This is a genomic window from Rhodococcus artemisiae (assembly GCF_036327795.1).
Classification (GTDB): domain Bacteria; phylum Actinomycetota; class Actinomycetes; order Mycobacteriales; family Mycobacteriaceae; genus Rhodococcus; species Rhodococcus artemisiae.
The window spans coordinates 559,913-575,772 of record NZ_JAUTXY010000002.1 but is presented as its reverse complement, the minus strand read 5'-3'; the positions used below and the strand labels follow the sequence as shown (position 1 = coordinate 575,772).

Genomic DNA, 15,860 nt, shown 5'->3' with positions numbered 1-15,860 from the left:
TATCGGCGATATCTCAGACGAGTCCTCGACGGCGGGCTTCATCGAGCAATCCACTGCGGCTCCACTGCGCCACGAGGTTTGTCGAGTCGAAGTCGACAGAGCCACCGACGAGTTCACCGAGCGCCTGGTACTGCGCGCCCTCTTCGAGCAGGACCACGAACTTGGCGAGGTCGAGCAGGCCCGACCGGCCGATCACGTTGACGCCGCCGTTGGCCTCGAAGATCGCGACCAGATCCGGATCGTCCACGAGGCGGTCGAGGATGAAGTCGCCGGGTGCCTGACTACGGTCGATGTGCGCGGGGATGTCGCGTGAGAGTGTCAAGCGTTGCGAGGCCGCGTACTTGATACGCAGTGTGCGGTGGGTCTGTGCCCACCCGCCCAACCACGGCGTGTGTACGTGCACGATCGAAGTGATCTCGGGATGCTTGCGGAACACTTCGGCGTACCCGGTGACGAATCCCGCCGGACCGTCACCGGCCAGTACCTTTCCGTCGAACGTCGCGAGGATCGGCTTCGCCCTGCGGTCGTCTACCCATGGACCTGGCTCGTTGAGTGCGACGGCCAACTCTTCACCGGGCACCCGTTCGACGAAGTTCACGGTGCCGTTCGCGGACACTGTTCCGGTTTCACGGAACACCCGGAAGGCGGTATCGGCTGCTCGACGAGCCTCGTCGACGAAGGCCTCGACAGTAGGATCGACGCGGGTTTCGGTGCTGGTCATATTGATTCTCCTATCGGGCGGGAAGCGTACGAACCGGTGTGGGCGTGGTGCGACGCAGCAACGGCAGCACTTCCTCACCCACGCGGTAGGCCTCTTCGAGGTGGGGGTTACCGGCGAGAATGAACGCATCCACGCCGAGGTCGATCAGTTGGTCGAGACGTTCGGCTACCTGCTCGTAACTACCCACGATGCCGAACGCCGGTCCGCCACGAATGAGGCTGAATCCGCACCACACGTTGGGTTGGACTTCGAGGTCGCGATAGCCGGTAATGGTCTCCGGCACCCAGCCTTTGATGCGTGCGGCACCTACGGAGTCGCCCTGCGCCGCCCGGTTGGCTGCCTCACGGTCGACGAAGGCCCACCCCTTCTCGATCTCCGCCCACGCAGCTTCTTCGGTGTGCCGCGCAACGATATCGATCCGGACAGCGAACTTCGGTGTGCGGCCGGATTTCCCGGAATGCGCACGGACTCCGTCGAACTTCGTGCGAAGGTCGTCGAACGGTTCGAGCCAGGACAGGTAGTAGTCGGAGTGTCTTCCCGCAGCGTCCACGGCGGCGCCGGACGACCCTGAGAAGTACACCTCGGGGAAGGGCTGGCCCGTCAGCAACGGTGGCAGCGATGCACCCTCGGTCCTGAAGAACTGTCCGTCGTAATCGAAGGGCGCGCCATCCCACACTCCGCGCAGAACATCGAGGAATTCCGAGGTTCGCGCATAGCGTTCATCGTGATGCACTTTGTCGCCCCACCACAATTGTGGTGCTCCACCGCCGCCACTGATGATGTTGTAGACCAGACGTCCTCCGGTGGCACGCTGGAGGCTTGCCGACATCCGGGCGGCCTGCAATGGATGCAGAAAGCCCGGTTGGAATGCCACCATGAAGCGGTACGTATCGCTCTCTCGTGCGAGCGCGGACGCGGTCGCCCACGGGTCTTCGGTGACCGGGAAGGACGGCAGGAGACCACCGACGAATCCTGCGGACTCCGACGCCTTCACAACCGCAGCCATATGGTCGATGTAGCTGTAGCCGTCCAGCCTGCCGCCGCGGATCGCAGGTGCGATGTTGCCCGGGCCATGGCCACCGGCATGACCACGGTTGTAGCGACGTGGTGTACGCAACGACGCATGGTCTCCCTCCATGCCGATGCGCCAGTAGAAGTCGGTGCTCACGCGTGATCCTCCTGTCCTACAAGAGTGCGACCGGCAGGGTCGACTAGATGAAGCAGATGTTCCCCCGCTCGGTGCAGTTCCTCGATGTGCGGGTGCCCTGTCAGCTCGAATATCTCGATTCCGCGCGCCCGGTAGTCCGAGAGCGACTGCGCCACTTGTTCATAACTCCCTACCAGTCCGACCGAACGGCTGTAGCCGATCCGGTCGAAGCCCGACCAGCGAGCGCCGTCGAGCGCAAGCGCCCGGATCTCGGTGTCGGCACCCTGCGGGTGCACCTCATGCCACTGGCGCAGTACCCGCGCCCATGCCTCATCCTCTGTCTCACGGGCGATGACCGGTAATGCAAGTCCCACGCGCACGGTACGCCCGAATCTGTTCGCCGAATCCTGCAAGGCTGTCACCGCACCGTCCACCCCTTCTGCGGTCTCGTCGAATACGTGCACATCGCCATGCTCGGCCGACAACTCGATCGCGTCGCGCGAATTGCCCGAAAGGTAGACGACAGGAAAGGGCAGGCCCGACAGAATGCCACGGAATCCGCCATCGACAACGTCATAGTATTCGCCGTCGAACTCGAAACCGGTACCCCCGAACCGTCCGGGCAACACGGGCTCGTCGTTCCATACTCCCCGTGCCACAGTGAGGAATTCGGCTGCCCGTCGATAACGATCAGCGCCGGCGACCCGGTCACCGCGTGCGACGGTGTCGGCGGCGTCGGTTTCGACGCGCAACCGCCAGTCCAGTCGGCCGTTCGAGAGTCGTTGCAGGGTTGCGGACAGCTTGGCCGCATACACGGGTGTCCCGAACGCAGGATGGAATTCGACACCGACTCGTAGGTGTCGAGTCTGCCGCAGAGCCGAGCCGGCCACCACCCACGACTCTTCCCCTTCCGGATCGTAGGGAGCGACGACACCGTCGAGTCCCGACAGTTCGGCTGCAAGGATGACCTGATCGAGGAAATCGAATCCGCTGCGGTGCTCGGAGACGGAGTCGACGTGACGCCCGTCTCCTCGAGTCGGCAGCTCCCAGAGGAACTCGGTCACGATGGCACCTTCCGTTCGGCGGCGAGCTGCGCACTCGCTTGCTGCAGTGGTTCCCGGGCAACCCACGATGCGAGATCGAAGTCGGTGGCAAGGAAGCCGTGGGTGTAGAGGAACTGTTTCTGGACGTCGAGCAGTTCGATTCGCTCGTCGGACAGCGTCGGGTGCAGTCCACGGTGGAAAGTGTTGCCGTATGCTGCCTCGACTCCCTCTGCACCGGAGAAGGTTTCCCGGGCCAGTACGCCGCGGACCTCCTCGAGGTTGCCTGCGGCCCAGTCTGCGGCCCGCAGCGTCTGAGTCAGGAAACCGACGACCAGGTCGGGGCGAGATTCCAGCAGGTCCGCATGCACTGTGATCGGGCGCGGGGTTCCATTGTTGACCCGCGAGCGCTTCGACCCGGTGGCGTCCAGATCCACTGCGACACGCAGTCCGTGTTCGCGGGCCACCTCCTGAGCACGAGCACCCTTGACATAGATCGCATCGACGTCACCCGCAAGCAGCGCGTCAACTCCCCAGGTGGCGACCCTTCGACCCGTGGCGGCCTCACCCCGTACTTGCGGATTGCGTTCGACGGCGACCTCGACGGGCCGGACGTCGGCCAAGGTGAGCCTGCCGAGCGCAAGTGCGCTCGCGAATCCGTGCAGGGCCATCGCGCGGGGGAAGCTGCGTGCTCTGTCCTCCGCCCATGCGGGAACTGCAATCCGCAGCCCGGCCAGAGCACCCGGCTCGGAAACAGGTGAGTCGGGTGCCACCAGGATCGCTTGTGCCTCGTCGATCCAGGTCAGGCCGATCAGCCTGGTGGGCGAGCCTTCGGCCCGTGCAGCGAGCGCGGGCACATTACCGCCCTCGCGGATCAGGCCCAGCAACTGATGGTCGAAGTGTCGGGGCGCCAGCTCGGGGCCGGCATCCTGCAACACCCCCAGCCCGACCCCCGCTTCGGAGGCGGTCTCGCCGAGCCAGCCGAGGCTGTGGGCCAAGCCGCTCGCGGTAGGCACGGGACAACGCGTGTACCAGAGGGTGTCGAGGACGGTGTTGGATACAGCGGTCATCGCGTGCTCCTTCAGGTGGTTGTGGTGGGGAGTGTGCGACCGACACCCAGCTCGGCCAAGAAGGCTGCTCGGTAGCGCAAGGATTCCGGATCGGTGCGGTCCCGTGGGCGGGCAAGGTCGATGTCGGTATCGACGGCGAACCGACCCTTGTCGAGGATCAGCACCCGGTCGGCAAGCCGTACCGCTTCGTCGACGTCGTGGGTTACCAGGAGGACTGCCGGCCGGTGTCGCGCGACGAGGTCACCGACCAGATCCTGCATCTGTAGTCGGGTCAGCGCGTCGAGAGCCGCGAACGGTTCGTCGAGCAGTAGCAGTTCCGGTTCGCGAACCAGCGCGCGAGCCAGCGCCACCCGCTGCGCTTCGCCACCCGACAAGGTCGCAGGCCACTGTCGGGCTTTGCCCGCGAGGTTGACCTCGGCCAGCGCACGGGTTGCGCGTTCTTTCGTCTCGCCGGTGCGGCGCTGCCCTACGGCGACGTTGCCGAGTACACGCTTCGACGGGATCAGTCGCGGCTCCTGGTAGACGGTTGTTCGACGTGAGGGCACGAGAACCTCTCCGCTGTCCGGTTTCTCGAGACCGGTCAGTAGCCGCAGCAGGGTGGTCTTCCCCGTTCCGGACGGACCGAGGAGCACGACGAATTCGCCGCGGCGGATCTCGAGGTCGATCCCATCGAGAACAACCTTGTCGCCGAACTTCTTGTGAAGCCCGGTGATCGACACCGCGACCGGTTCGCCCTCTCTGCGAGCGGTTGCCGATACCGGGCTCTGTGTGCGTGTGGACAACGGCGGGAGGGCGGCTTCGGGGCTCATCGGGCCGCCACCTGTCCGCGCCACGGCATCGAGAACCGTTCGATGATTCGAACCGCCCCGTCGAAGATGAGGCCCAACACTGCGTACAGCACCACGCACAGCACCATGTAGTCGGTGCGGTTGTATTCCTGCGCAAGAGTCACCAGGTATCCGATTCCCTCCCTGGTTCCCACCTGCTCGGCTGCGATCAGACCGGTGATCGAGATGGACAGGCAGATCCGCAGAGCCATCAACACCCCGGGAAGTGCCGACGGGAGGATCACCTCGAACACCAGACGTGAGCCCGTCAATCCGAAGCTGCGCGCTGCTTCGACCATCTTGCGATCGACGTTTCGGACGCCGAGATAGGTGTAGGCGTACATGGGTGCAACGGTGGCAACCGCGATGAGCAGCACCTTGAATGTCTCGTCGATTCCGAACCACGCGATGAACAAGGGGACCAACGCGAGGAATGGAACCGCACGGGTGATCTGCATCGTGGAATCCACGAGTTCCTCACCGAGGCTGGACAACCCGGAAATGACTCCCAGCACCAACCCGATCACGACGCCGAACAGCACGCCGAGAGCAGCCCGCTTGAACGACGCGATCGAGAAATCGAGGAGTTGTCCGGTCTGGTACAGCTCGGCAAAGGCCGTCCACACCTTCGGCGGCCCGGCGAGGATCTCCTCGGGAATCGCACCGGTCGCCGAACCGATCCACCACACCACTACGAGGAGTGCCGGCACAAGGAATCGTAACGGAATGGAGACCCAGCGCGGCCTGCCTCGACCCGATCGGTATCGCGGTACTTCGAGGGTGGGTCCCCCCGGCCTCTGGTCGGGCCCGCCGTTCGTGCGCGGCGTCGTCACGATGACCATCTCAGCTCCCGGGAGTCGGTGCGGACTGGTTCTCGGCGGCGGCGAGCTTTTCCTCGAGCGGGTAGAAGACGTCGTCCGCCGTGATTGCCCGGGTGATCACTCCATTCTCGTAGAACAGGTCCGCAACTTCCTGGAGGTTGGCTGCATCCTGGGCAGTCGGGTAGTGCGGTACTGTCGCCCGACGTCCGAGATCGATTGCGCGGTCGAGTCGTTCGCCGGACAATGCCCGCGGACCAGCTTCCTCGAACACGTTCTCGAAGTCCTCGGGGTCGGCCTGCTGACGCTCGGTCAGTTGCTGAAGTGTCTCGAGATACTTCGCGGCGATGTCGGGCCGCGTCTCGAGCACTTCGGTGCGAAACGCGACGATTGTGTTGTCGGTCGAGCCGACGGTGGCCTCGGTCGCGATTTCGATAGCCCCGCGCGCCTTGGCTTCTGCATACGGGTCGTTGAACGACGCCCACGCGTCGACCTGACCGGTGGAGAAGGCCGAGGCTGCATCCGATATCTGCAGCGGCACCCGCTCGACCTGATCGAACGGAATACCGGCCTGTTCCAGCGCTTTCAGAGTGATGTACTCACCCTTCGCAGCCGGGTTGACGGCGATTCGCTTGCCGACGAGGTCCTTGACCTCCGCAATACCCGAGTCCGGTCTGGCAATGATGCCGGCCTGATCCTGATCCACCGGATCGGCTACGGCGATGATTCGAACACCGACGTCCTTCGAGAGCGCTCCGACGACCGGACTGTAGGCGCCACCCGAGACGTCGAGCTCGCCGGCGTTGAACAACTTGAGATTCGCACTGAATGAAGGCGGAGCGTTGACCCACTCGACCTTCGCGCCCAACGGGGCGAGGGCTTCGTCGAAGGTACCGTCACGCTTGGCCACTGCGAGCGGGCCGGAGTTTCCTCCGTCGGTGACCTTGAGAATGAAGGTGGGTTCACCGCCCGCCACGGACTCGTCCACACTTTCTCCGCCGGAGCCGCACGCGGCAGCAACCAACGCGACGACGGGGAGGATCGCGAGCGCAGCATGCACTCGGAGTGGTCGGCGATGGAGACGCATCGGTCTTGGCTCCTATTCGAGAGAGGGCTGGTACCTAGCGAAACTAGGCGGCTCAGTTGGAGATGCCCACCCTTACCTTTCCGTTGATCGGAAAGCTTGACGTAGGAACAGGGTGTATGTTCACCCACCGGGAAACAGCAGAATTTGCAGATATCAGCTGATAGATCTCGCCATACGACAGAGATGCAGTTCACATCTGCTGAACAATCGTTTTCCATGATGCGGAATAGCTGGGCGCCGATCGGCCATCCTCCGTGTTAGCGTCACGACGTGGAGCCCACTTCCTCGGCCAACGGCCAACTGCAGTCCGTCACGCGCGCTCTGTCCGTCCTCGCGTGCTTCCGCAACGGCGAAGATCTCGGCGTCTCCGAGATCGCCCGGCGACTGGACTTGCCGGTGAGCACCACCCACCGTCTGCTCTCCGCACTCGTCGGAGCGGACTTCTTGGACAAGGTGGACTCTCCCAGCCGATACCGACTGGGCACAGCACTGGCCGAGTACGGCCGGATCGCCTATCGACAGCACCGCATCCACCTCGCTGAACCACATCTCGAAGAGCTGGCCACGATCACGGGCGCGAAAGCGTCCATCGCAACTCGACACGGAAACGATGTCGTCCTACTGGGAACCAGCAGCTGGCGCGAAGCCGACGGGCATGAACTGCAAGGCCTTCGACTTCCCCTGCACGCGAGCGCACTGGGTAAGGCGTTGTTGGCCTGGGCGCAGGCCGGCGAGGACGAGTTGGCCCGACTTCCGTACAACAGTGGCACCGCACGTTCGATCTCCGGGCCGGTGGAGCTCGGAAAAGAACTCACCCGAACACGGGAACGCGGATACGCGTTCAATGACGAAGAGCTCGTGCACGGATTCCGCACCATCGGCGTACCGATCGGTGACGAATCAGGACAGGTCCGATTCGCACTCGGGCTCCGCGGCCCTGTCGAGCTGATGATCGACGAGCGGGTTCCATTCTTCGTCGACCTCGCGAAGGTCACCGCGCGCAAGGTCGCGGACGTCCTCCTCTGATTCCGAACCTGGTGTCCCGCGATGGTTTCGCGCACCGAGCCAGGCCTTCGGTACCGCACTCCGATACTATTCGCCGATGCTCATTTCTCCGAGAAGCAACTCGTGACCAGCGCGATCGGCCAGTCACTGCCCATCGCGGTCGGACTGCTGCTGGCGACACTGCCGATGCTGATGCTGTCGCTGGTACTGATTACCAAGCGGTCGACGAAGGTGTCGTACGCCTTCATCGGTGGCTGGATTGCAGGGCTCCTCGTCGTAGGCGCAACCGTGATCACACTGGCGGATGTAATCGCCATGTCCGACGAACCCACCTGGTGGGCCGGTGGCGTCAAGCTCGTACTCGGGATCGTGCTGGTCCTGATAGCCCTCAGGAAGTGGTTCACTCGGCCGCGGTCCGACGAGGAATCCACCGTGCCCGGGTGGATGGCGACCGCGGAATCCATGACCGCTCGACGGGCGGTGGGTCTGGGTTTTCTACTTGCCGCAGCGAACCCGAAGAACATCGCCCTGGTCGCAGCAGGCGCAGCGGTCATCGCGTACGCGACTGCACAGGTGCTCGAGCAGCTGGTGGCCGTGGTTGCCTTTGCGATCGTGGCGAGCTTGGGCGTGGCAGCTCCGGCCGTGATTCGAGTCGTACTGGCGAGCCGCGCCGAGCGCACTCTCGCCGCGGTCGATCGATGGATGATGCGGCACAACGTGGCGATCACGGCGGCGGTACTGCTGATTCTGGGCGTGGCACTGATCGGCAATGGGTTCGCGGAACTGTAGGACAGGGGCCATTCGACCCGGTCCTCCTCACGGACGTGCCCGATCCACTGTTTCGAGGAGGGAACTCGTCGCTTCGGCAAGGTGTCTGGCGTTGGCGGGGTCGAGGGTTCGGAGGGTGAGGGGGACGGGCTTGCCGCGGTCGATCGCAGTGAGCGGTGCGGACGGTGGGGTGTCGATGAATTCGTGTATGGGAGCGATGGACTCGGCGATCGGACGGGCCGCCAGGCGGGCGGCGACGCTGAGGGATGCGCGCAGCACAGCGGGGAGGGGGCTGAGGTCTCCGCTCCTCGTGAAGCCAGGGTGGTAGAGCACGTAGCGGACCGGATTGTCGGGTTGTTCCGCGAACGCGACACCGAGCAGGTCGTTTGCGCGGCCGGCCTGGAGTTGCGCGGCCACCATGCCGTAGTCGTTCTCGAGTTGCAGGTCGTCCCAGTGGATCTTTCCCTTCACCATCCCTACACCCGCGACATTGACGATCACGCCGGCTTCACTGCGACGCAGGAGCGAGAGGAGTCCGTAGCCGAGGATGTATCGGCTCAGGTAGTACAGAGCGAAGGTTTGCTCGAATCCCTCCGCGGTGGTGGTTCGTTCGGGAGCCTGCCGGTTCGCGAACAGCACCAGCGCGTCGATCACATCGTGGCGTGCGATGATCTCACCGATAGCGGCCCGCGTCTGACCGACGCTGGACAGATCGACCCGGATGAACTCGACCCGGCCTGCAACGCTGCTCTTGTCTGCGTCGGCGAGCAACCGTCTGCCCTTGTCCAGGTTGCTGCCCAAGGCGACAACGGTGTCGCCTCGACCGGCCCGGGCGAGGGCCAGGGCCCGGCCCATCCCGTCGGTGCCGCCACTGATGACGATCACGCGCGAACAGGTCGGATCCGGTTCCGGCATGATCACTCCTTCGGTAGTTACTCTCGGTGCGCACTACCATCATCGGTAACCACACGCGTGCGCGGAAGGAGGCAGTTCGATGTCCGGTACGCACACCGATGTGCCCTCGATGGTGAGTGCCCAGCTGCCCGACCCCGTCCCGGCTGAGGAATACGAGCAGTGCCCGGTGACCGATGTTCTGCGCCGAGTCGGCGACAAATGGTCGGTCTTGGTAATCGTGCTGCTGGGTAAGCGCGCCTACCGGTTCAACGAATTGCATCGCGCGATCGAGACCATCAGCCAACGCATGCTCACCCGCACTCTCCGCGGTCTGGAAGCCGACGGATTGGTCCACCGAGAGGTGTTTGCCACTGTGCCCCCGAGTGTCGAGTACAGCCTCACACCGCTCGGAAGGACCCTGCTGGTGCCCCTGTCAGCACTGGCCGATTGGGTCGTGGAACACCGGGCCGAGATCGCCGCTGCCCGGATGTCGCGCACTGATAGCGCATCGGTGCATGGTCTCTGATCTGCTCCCACCCTCAGCGAAGGAGTTGATGGCGTCGACGAAGTGCCTGGTGAAGCCACCACCACCATGACCGGCGTCGTCGACGACGACGAGCCGGCTGCCCGCCCACCGCCTGTGCAGCTCCCACGCGGTGTCGAGCGGGCCGGACACGTCGTACTTCCCGTGGACGAGTACGGCAGGCACATCGGCCAACTCTCCCATCCCGTCGTACAACGTCTGATCCACGAGGAAGCAGTCGTGGCCCCAATAGTGAGTGACCAGTCGCGCGAACACTATTCGGAAGACGGGGTCCTGATACCGGGGCTGTGGAACCCAGCCGGGCATCAACGAAACGTGGGTGTCTTCCCACTCGCACCATCGCAGCGCAGCATGCTCACGAACGTCACGGGCAGGATGAGCGAGCAGTCGTGCATATGCGGCCGCAATATTTCCATCGCGCTCGTTCTCCGGCACCGGCTCGATGAACCGCTCCCACTCACGCGGAAAGACTCGACGCATATCGCGGGTGATCCAGTCGATCTCCTTGGCAGAACCCGAGGTGATCGCACCCAAGGCCATACCGAGCACACGATCGGGGTGGGCCTGGGCGTAGGCCAAGCCGAGCGTGACACCCCAGGACACGCCGGCGACAATCCACCCGTCGATCCCGAGGTGGTTCCGGAGCCGTTCGATGTCGGCGATGAGATTCTCGGTCGTGTTCGTCGACAGATCGACCGATGGATCATCGACGCGAGGCGTACTGCGCCCACAACCACGCTGATCGAACAGCACCGCACGAAACACCGCCGGATCGAAGTACCTCCGCGCACCGAGGGTGCAACCGGACCCCGGCCCGCCGTGCAGGTAGACCACCGGAAGGCCGGTGGGATTTCCGACAGTCTCCCAATACAAGGAGTTGCCGTCCGAGACATCGAGGTGGCCGGACTCGTAAGGTTCGACATCTGGATGGAGATCACTCACGACGCAAGTCTCGCAGGAAGGCTCCAGCTCGCCCGGATAGGTGCCTGCTTCGGGGATAGGCTCGTCGACGGACGACTGAGAGCGGACTTCGGAGCGAGGCACATGGCGGTCGACGAGCATCCTGGGAACCTTCGCCGGGTATCGCTGCTCCTCTCCGGGATTCGTGATGGCACTGACGACGACAAACTGGCGGCCGGATTTCTGCTCATGGCCACCGTGGTGGCGCTGGTCTGGGCCAACGTGGGCGACTCGTACGAGGCGTTCTGGCACACTCCACTGACCATTCGGATCGGCGACTACGGCATCAGTCTCGACTTGAAACACTGGGTCAACGACGCAGTGATGACCTTGTTCTTCTTCGTCGTCGGTCTCGAGGTGAAACGCGAACTCACGATAGGAGAACTCACCGACCGCACGCGGGCCGCGGTCCCTCTGGTTGCCGCGATCGCCGGTCTGGCGTTGCCCGCTGCGCTCTTCCTCCTGCTCAACCCGAGCGGGGAGGCCGCCGGTGCGTGGGGCGTGGTGGTCTCCACCGATACGGCATTCGTGTTGGGCGCACTCGCATTGGTCGGACCTCGGTGCCCCGCCCGACTGCGCGTGTTCATCCTGACACTCGCGGTAGCCGATGATATCGGCGCACTCGCGATCATCGCCTTCTTCTACACCGACGAGCTGCGGCTGGGCTATCTGCTGCTGGGTGGGGTGGGACTGCTCCTCATCCTGCAGTTCCGCCGGCTCGAGGTGTGGCGTGGCATCGCCTACTTCATCGTTGCGGCGGGGACCTGGGTGGCGTTCTACGAATCGGGCGTGCATCCCACCCTCGCCGGGGTGCTGATCGCGCTGATCCTTCCCGTCTACCCGCCGAGACGCAGCGAGGTGGAACGCGCGGGTGAGCTCACGCGGGCTTTCCGTCAATCGCCCAACTCCGACTATGCGCGCGCCGCGCAGCTCAGCGTGCTCCGGGCGGTCTCCGTCAACGAGCGGCTGTCGCGGTTCTATCAGCCGTACACCGCGTTTCTCGTGGTACCGATCTTCGCACTCGCCAACGCCGGAGTCGTGGTCACCGGCCAGACCGTGAGCGACGCGATCCGGTCGCCGATCACATGGGGCGTCATTCTCGGTTTGGTGGTGGGAAAACTGGTCGGCATCACCGCCGCCACCGCCGCGTTCTCCCGGCTGCGCCCAGGCAGCCTCCAGCCGGGCCTCACGCTGTCGCAGGTCAGTGGGGGCGCCGCCCTCGCCGGGATCGGTTTCACCATCTCTCTGTTCATCGTGGATCTGGCCCTGGAATCTCCGGACGCCGCCAACGATGCCCGCATCGGCGTGCTCGTCGCAGCCGTTTTCGCGACCGGGCTGGGCTGGGTGTTGTTCAGGCTCGCGGATCGCCGCCACCCGTCGGAGGGCGTCACCGGACTCGTATTGTTGCGGCCGGTCGACCCGGACAGAGATCACCTGCGCGGACCGGTGGACGCACCGCTCACACTCGTCGAGTACGGCGACTTCGAGTGCCCGTTCTGCAGCAAAGCCACTGGAAGCATCAGAGAGGTGCACGGGCACTTCGGCGATGAACTCCGCTATGTCTTCCGGCACCTGCCACTCGACGAGGCGCATCCACATGCGCGTTTCGCAGCCGAGGCCGCAGAAGCCGCAGCCGCGCAAGACCGGTTCTGGGACATGCACGATCATCTCTTCGTCAACAGCGATGCCCTCACCGAAGTCGAAATCTACGCACACGCTGAGCAGTTGGGGCTCGACATGGAGCGGTTCGCGGACGACCTGCGGCTGGGGCGGTACCGCCACCGGGTGGAAGACGACGACCTCGATGCCGCATCCAGCGATGTGCACGGGACCCCGACGTTCTACGTAGGCGCCACCGGTTCGGATCTCACCCTGCACACCGGCCCGTTCGATGCGGCGACCTTGATCCGGAAACTCGAGGAAGCCCGTGGTCTGTAGGGTCAGCACATCCGCCCGTGATGTGTCGAAGGGGAGCACCGGTGGGCGTGCGTCGCAGCGGGGGAACTCTCCTCCACCTGCATGCCTTTCCTTTACAGGGTGGTCAGCAGTTCGCGCATGGTCTCGATCTCCTGCTGCTGAGTGTCGACGATGGTGCGGGCCATCGCCACTGCGTCGGGGAATTGCCCGTGCTCGATCTCGGTCTGCGCCATGTCGACCGCACCATCGTGGTGCTCGATCATCCCGGTCAGGTAGAGACGGGCGGCCTCGGTGCCCTGAGCTTCGGACAGCGCCTGCATGTCCGCCTCGCTCAGCATTCCTTCCATCGATTCTGTGCCGCCGTCCGCGTCGTGCATGTCGTGGTTCATCGCGGGCATGTCGTCGGACATGTAAGTGGGCTGCCCCCACTGCTCGAGCCAGGACTCGAGCTGTTCGATCTCCGGGCCCTGTGCTGCCTTGATCTGCTCGGCAAGGGCAGCCACGGACGCTGGGATGTCCTCTTTACCCAGCAGCATATTGCTCATCTCGATCGCCTGCGCGTGGTGCGGGAGCATCATCTGCGCGAACATCACGTCGGCCTCGTCGTGAGCCGCCGCATCGTCGGCGGAGGAGGCGACCGGCGACGTGACGCTCGACGTCGCAATGCTCGAGGAGGCTTCGGTGTCGGCGTCGCCGCACCCCGCTGCGGCGAACACCACGCCCAACGCGGTAACCCCGACGGCGAGGGTCTTCTTGTACACAGGCATTCGTCTCTCGAACATGTCCCCCACTCTCGCCTCACTTCCCCCGGATTCGTGTGGTGCTTTCATGAAGGTTCGATCAAGAACCGAAACCGATGTGACGGCAGGAAAGCCCTCCCGTAAGGATGGATGCGTGACTCCCCCCTCTCACACAGCCGGGACCGCCGGTGATGCATTACCCGAGAGTCGTCCTCCCACCGGGTTGCGAGCGATGGTTGTCGAAGATGAGACTGCGTTGGCGGATCTGATCGGGTCGTATCTCGAACGCGACGGATTCGAGGCCACGATCACCGGAGACGGCGTCGACGCCGTCACGCTTGCCCGCCGGATCGACCCCGACGTTCTCGTCCTCGATCTGGGCCTGCCGCGCTTGGACGGTGTCGAGGTGTGTCGTCAGGTTCGGACCTTCTCCGATGCCTACGTCGTGATGCTCACTGCCCGCACCGAGGAAATCGACACCCTGATAGGTCTGTCCGTGGGCGCCGACGACTACATGACGAAACCGTTCAGCCCCCGCGAGTTGATGGCCCGTATCCAGGCGATGATGCGCAGACCGCGTACCAGCGGTGCGGTCGCCCCTCCGATCGAGACCGCAGGGGATAATCGGATCCGCACATTCGGCGACCTGACCATCGATATCGACGGGCGCGAGGTCACCGTCGGCGGCACGCAGATATCCTTGACTCGAACCGAGTTCGATGTCCTCGCCGCGCTGTCCCGGGACCCCGGCGTCGTCGTCTCGCGCACCCAACTGATCGGCGCGGTATGGGGCCCCGACTGGGTCGGTGACGAGCACCTCGTCGACGTCCATATCGGACACCTACGCCGCAAACTCGGCGACGAAGCCACCCGTGGTCGCTACGTCCGCACCGTCCGCGGTGTCGGCTACCGAATGGGAGCAGGACATTGAATACTGTTTTCGGCGTTGATGATTCGTCTTCGGAGCGCGCACCGGTCGGCTCGAGTTTCGGAACCCGGCTGCTCATCGCCCTGTCCGTCGTGGTAATCGGGTGCGCCGTCAGCGCGTGGTTCGTCGCGTCCGCTCTCGCCCCGGGGATCTTCCACGATCATCTCGGCCAGGCCGGCATCGACCACGATTCGAACGAAGCATCTCATGTCGAGCAGGCCTTCACCGTGGCAATCATCCTCGCCTGGGGACTGGCGGTCGCGATCGCGGTACTACTGGCGCTGGCCGTGAGCTGGTACCTCACTCGGCGCGTCCAACGCTCTATCACCGCGGTGACCACGTCGGCCGCACACATTGCCGACGGCCACTACGACACCCGCGTCCACAGCCCCGGGCTGGGTCGAGAATTCGACGAACTCGCTGTCAGCGTCAACGAACTCGCCCGCCGCCTCGAGGCCACGGAGAACACCCGCAGCCGCATGCTTGCCGACCTCGGTCACGAAATGCGCACGCCCATAGCAACACTCGATTCCTACCTCGAAGCACTCGACGACGGAGTCCGCACCCTCGACGACGACACTCGGCACGTCCTGCACACCGCCACACACCGGCTCGAGCGGCTCGCCCAGGACATCACGGCGGTCTCCCACACCGAAGAACGCCTCACCCGGATCCGGCCGAGACCCACCACCACGGGCGCTCTCGTCACCGCCGCCGTCCATGCGGTCCGCGAACAGTTCGAGAACAAGGGCGTCGGCTTGCATACACGGCTCGACGACTCCGCGCCCGTGACGGTCGATCCCGACAGACTCGGCCAGGTACTGGGAAACCTCCTCGACAACGCCTTACGGCACACTCCGGCAGGAGGTGCCGTAACCGTCACGAGCAGACCGGGTGAAGCCGGATACGTGGAGATCATCGTCTCCGACACCGGAGACGGCATCGAGCGCGATCACCTCGACCATCTCTTCGACCGCTTCTACCGGGTGGACACCGCACGCGACCGCGTGCACGGCGGCAGCGGTATCGGTCTGACCATCACCCGCGCGCTCGTCGCCGCCCATGACGGTCGGATCCGGGCGTACAGCGACGGCCCCGGGCAGGGCGCGCGATTCACCGTCGAACTCCCCCTCCGCCCGGCGTGACCATTCAGCGTTGGCCGGGGCGTTGCTGACGCAGCTTCGCCACCAGTTCCTGCGCCTTCCGCTGATTCTCCGGCTTGGACGCCTCACGTTTGACGACCTGGACCGCCTTGATCGCCACGCCGGTCTTGAGGACCTTGCTCAACATACCCATCGTGTACCCACCTATCGCCGTTTCCGAGAGTTCGGTACTTCCACGATACGGAGCGATCGGGACCGCACCTGTCCACGTAGTGCTCATTGCACCATCCG

General features: G+C 64.4%; 17 protein-coding genes. 6 read left to right on the top strand and 11 right to left on the bottom strand.

Annotated elements, in window-relative coordinates; all coding sequences use genetic code 11:
- Positions 1 to 13: 13 nt before the first annotated feature.
- Genes Q7514_RS07030 through Q7514_RS07000 form a run of 7 tightly spaced genes read right to left on the bottom strand, consistent with a single transcriptional unit; the run spans position 14 to position 6,710 of the window.
- Positions 14 to 721 carry a class II aldolase/adducin family protein gene (locus Q7514_RS07030; RefSeq protein WP_330132525.1) on the bottom strand — a complete coding sequence of 236 codons (708 nt, stop codon included), beginning with the start codon at positions 719 to 721 and terminating at the stop codon, positions 14 to 16.
- Positions 722 to 731: 10 nt separating this feature from the next.
- Positions 732 to 1,889: an LLM class flavin-dependent oxidoreductase gene (locus Q7514_RS07025; RefSeq protein ID WP_330132524.1), complete on the bottom strand. Its 1,158-nt coding sequence runs from the start codon at positions 1,887 to 1,889 to the stop codon at positions 732 to 734.
- Positions 1,886 to 2,932: an LLM class flavin-dependent oxidoreductase gene (locus Q7514_RS07020; protein WP_330132523.1), complete on the bottom strand. Its 1,047-nt coding sequence runs from the start codon at positions 2,930 to 2,932 to the stop codon at positions 1,886 to 1,888. Before Q7514_RS07020 ends, Q7514_RS07025 begins: the two co-directional genes overlap by 4 nt.
- Entirely contained in the window at positions 2,929 to 3,978 is a 1,050-nt protein-coding gene (locus Q7514_RS07015; protein ID WP_330132522.1) for an ABC transporter substrate-binding protein, read from the bottom strand. The genes Q7514_RS07020 and Q7514_RS07015 overlap by 4 nt, the downstream gene beginning before the upstream one ends.
- Before the next feature lie 11 nt (positions 3,979 to 3,989).
- The gene (locus tag Q7514_RS07010) at positions 3,990 to 4,787 is read right to left on the bottom strand and encodes an ABC transporter ATP-binding protein (protein WP_330132521.1); all 798 of its coding nucleotides are present in this window, start codon (positions 4,785 to 4,787) and stop codon (positions 3,990 to 3,992) included.
- Entirely contained in the window at positions 4,784 to 5,647 is an 864-nt protein-coding gene (locus Q7514_RS07005) for an ABC transporter permease (RefSeq protein ID WP_330132520.1), read from the bottom strand. Before Q7514_RS07005 ends, Q7514_RS07010 begins: the two co-directional genes overlap by 4 nt.
- Position 5,648: 1 nt before the next feature.
- Positions 5,649 to 6,710: an NrtA/SsuA/CpmA family ABC transporter substrate-binding protein gene (locus tag Q7514_RS07000; protein ID WP_132473480.1), complete on the bottom strand. Its 1,062-nt coding sequence runs from the start codon at positions 6,708 to 6,710 to the stop codon at positions 5,649 to 5,651.
- 270 nt (positions 6,711 to 6,980) lie between these two features.
- Between Q7514_RS07000 and Q7514_RS06995 the strand changes: the two genes are divergently transcribed.
- Positions 6,981 to 7,736: an IclR family transcriptional regulator gene (locus Q7514_RS06995; RefSeq protein ID WP_330132519.1), complete on the top strand. Its 756-nt coding sequence runs from the start codon at positions 6,981 to 6,983 to the stop codon at positions 7,734 to 7,736.
- A gap of 102 nt (positions 7,737 to 7,838) precedes the next feature.
- Positions 7,839 to 8,504 carry a GAP family protein gene (locus Q7514_RS06990; protein ID WP_330132518.1) on the top strand — a complete coding sequence of 222 codons (666 nt, stop codon included), beginning with the start codon at positions 7,839 to 7,841 and terminating at the stop codon, positions 8,502 to 8,504.
- Between the two features lie 27 nt (positions 8,505 to 8,531).
- Here the strand turns inward: Q7514_RS06990 and Q7514_RS06985 are convergent, their stop codons facing one another.
- Positions 8,532 to 9,398 carry an SDR family NAD(P)-dependent oxidoreductase gene (locus Q7514_RS06985; protein ID WP_330132517.1) on the bottom strand — a complete coding sequence of 289 codons (867 nt, stop codon included), beginning with the start codon at positions 9,396 to 9,398 and terminating at the stop codon, positions 8,532 to 8,534.
- 79 nt (positions 9,399 to 9,477) lie between these two features.
- On the opposite strand from Q7514_RS06985, the gene Q7514_RS06980 reads away from it, so the two are divergent.
- Positions 9,478 to 9,903 (top strand): winged helix-turn-helix transcriptional regulator, encoded by a 426-nt coding sequence (locus tag Q7514_RS06980; RefSeq protein WP_132473478.1) that lies wholly within the window; start codon positions 9,478 to 9,480, stop codon positions 9,901 to 9,903.
- Here the strand turns inward: Q7514_RS06980 and pip are convergent.
- A complete protein-coding gene (gene pip / locus Q7514_RS06975; RefSeq protein WP_330132516.1) occupies positions 9,811 to 10,863 on the bottom strand; it encodes a prolyl aminopeptidase in 1,053 nt (350 codons plus the stop codon). The genes Q7514_RS06980 and pip overlap by 93 nt on opposite strands.
- 102 nt (positions 10,864 to 10,965) lie before the next feature.
- Here pip and nhaA point away from each other — a divergent pair, with 102 nt between their 5' ends.
- The gene (gene nhaA / locus Q7514_RS06970; RefSeq protein WP_330132515.1) at positions 10,966 to 12,819 is read left to right on the top strand and encodes a Na+/H+ antiporter NhaA; all 1,854 of its coding nucleotides are present in this window, start codon (positions 10,966 to 10,968) and stop codon (positions 12,817 to 12,819) included.
- Between the two features lie 92 nt (positions 12,820 to 12,911).
- On the opposite strand, the gene Q7514_RS06965 is transcribed toward nhaA, so the two are convergent.
- On the bottom strand, positions 12,912 to 13,580 hold the full coding sequence (locus tag Q7514_RS06965) for a DUF305 domain-containing protein (RefSeq protein ID WP_330132514.1): 669 nt from the start codon (positions 13,578 to 13,580) through the stop codon (positions 12,912 to 12,914).
- A gap of 190 nt (positions 13,581 to 13,770) precedes the next feature.
- Here Q7514_RS06965 and Q7514_RS06960 point away from each other — a divergent pair, with 190 nt between their 5' ends.
- Together Q7514_RS06960 and Q7514_RS06955 are read left to right on the top strand one after the other, a co-directional pair.
- Positions 13,771 to 14,469, top strand: coding sequence for a response regulator transcription factor (locus Q7514_RS06960; protein WP_330132513.1), 699 nt, complete (start codon positions 13,771 to 13,773; stop codon positions 14,467 to 14,469).
- The gene (locus Q7514_RS06955) at positions 14,466 to 15,611 is read left to right on the top strand and encodes a sensor histidine kinase (protein WP_330132512.1); all 1,146 of its coding nucleotides are present in this window, start codon (positions 14,466 to 14,468) and stop codon (positions 15,609 to 15,611) included. The genes Q7514_RS06960 and Q7514_RS06955 overlap by 4 nt, the downstream gene beginning before the upstream one ends.
- 4 nt (positions 15,612 to 15,615) lie before the next feature.
- Here Q7514_RS06955 and Q7514_RS06950 read toward each other — a convergent pair whose 3' ends face one another.
- Positions 15,616 to 15,849 (bottom strand): hypothetical protein, encoded by a 234-nt coding sequence (locus tag Q7514_RS06950; protein WP_330132511.1) that lies wholly within the window; start codon positions 15,847 to 15,849, stop codon positions 15,616 to 15,618.
- Positions 15,850 to 15,860: the final 11 nt, after the last annotated feature.

What these genes read in the sequence shown, in the direction of transcription:
- Q7514_RS07030 (WP_330132525.1), bottom strand. Translation starts at nt 721, where the DNA reads ATGACCAGCACCGAAACCCGCGTCGATCCTACTGTCGAGGCCTTCGTC.
- Q7514_RS07015 (WP_330132522.1), bottom strand. Translation starts at nt 3,978, where the DNA reads ATGACCGCTGTATCCAACACCGTCCTCGACACCCTCTGGTACACGCGT.
- Q7514_RS07010 (WP_330132521.1), bottom strand. Translation starts at nt 4,787, where the DNA reads ATGAGCCCCGAAGCCGCCCTCCCGCCGTTGTCCACACGCACACAGAGC.
- Q7514_RS07005 (WP_330132520.1), bottom strand. Translation starts at nt 5,647, where the DNA reads ATGGTCATCGTGACGACGCCGCGCACGAACGGCGGGCCCGACCAGAGG.
- Q7514_RS07000 (WP_132473480.1), bottom strand. Translation starts at nt 6,710, where the DNA reads ATGCGTCTCCATCGCCGACCACTCCGAGTGCATGCTGCGCTCGCGATC.
- Q7514_RS06985 (WP_330132517.1), bottom strand. Translation starts at nt 9,398, where the DNA reads ATGCCGGAACCGGATCCGACCTGTTCGCGCGTGATCGTCATCAGTGGC.
- Q7514_RS06980 (WP_132473478.1), top strand. Translation starts at nt 9,478, where the DNA reads ATGTCCGGTACGCACACCGATGTGCCCTCGATGGTGAGTGCCCAGCTG.
- nhaA (WP_330132515.1), top strand. Translation starts at nt 10,966, where the DNA reads ATGGCGGTCGACGAGCATCCTGGGAACCTTCGCCGGGTATCGCTGCTC.
- Q7514_RS06965 (WP_330132514.1), bottom strand. Translation starts at nt 13,580, where the DNA reads ATGTTCGAGAGACGAATGCCTGTGTACAAGAAGACCCTCGCCGTCGGG.
- Q7514_RS06960 (WP_330132513.1), top strand. Translation starts at nt 13,771, where the DNA reads ATGGTTGTCGAAGATGAGACTGCGTTGGCGGATCTGATCGGGTCGTAT.
- Q7514_RS06950 (WP_330132511.1), bottom strand. Translation starts at nt 15,849, where the DNA reads ATGAGCACTACGTGGACAGGTGCGGTCCCGATCGCTCCGTATCGTGGA.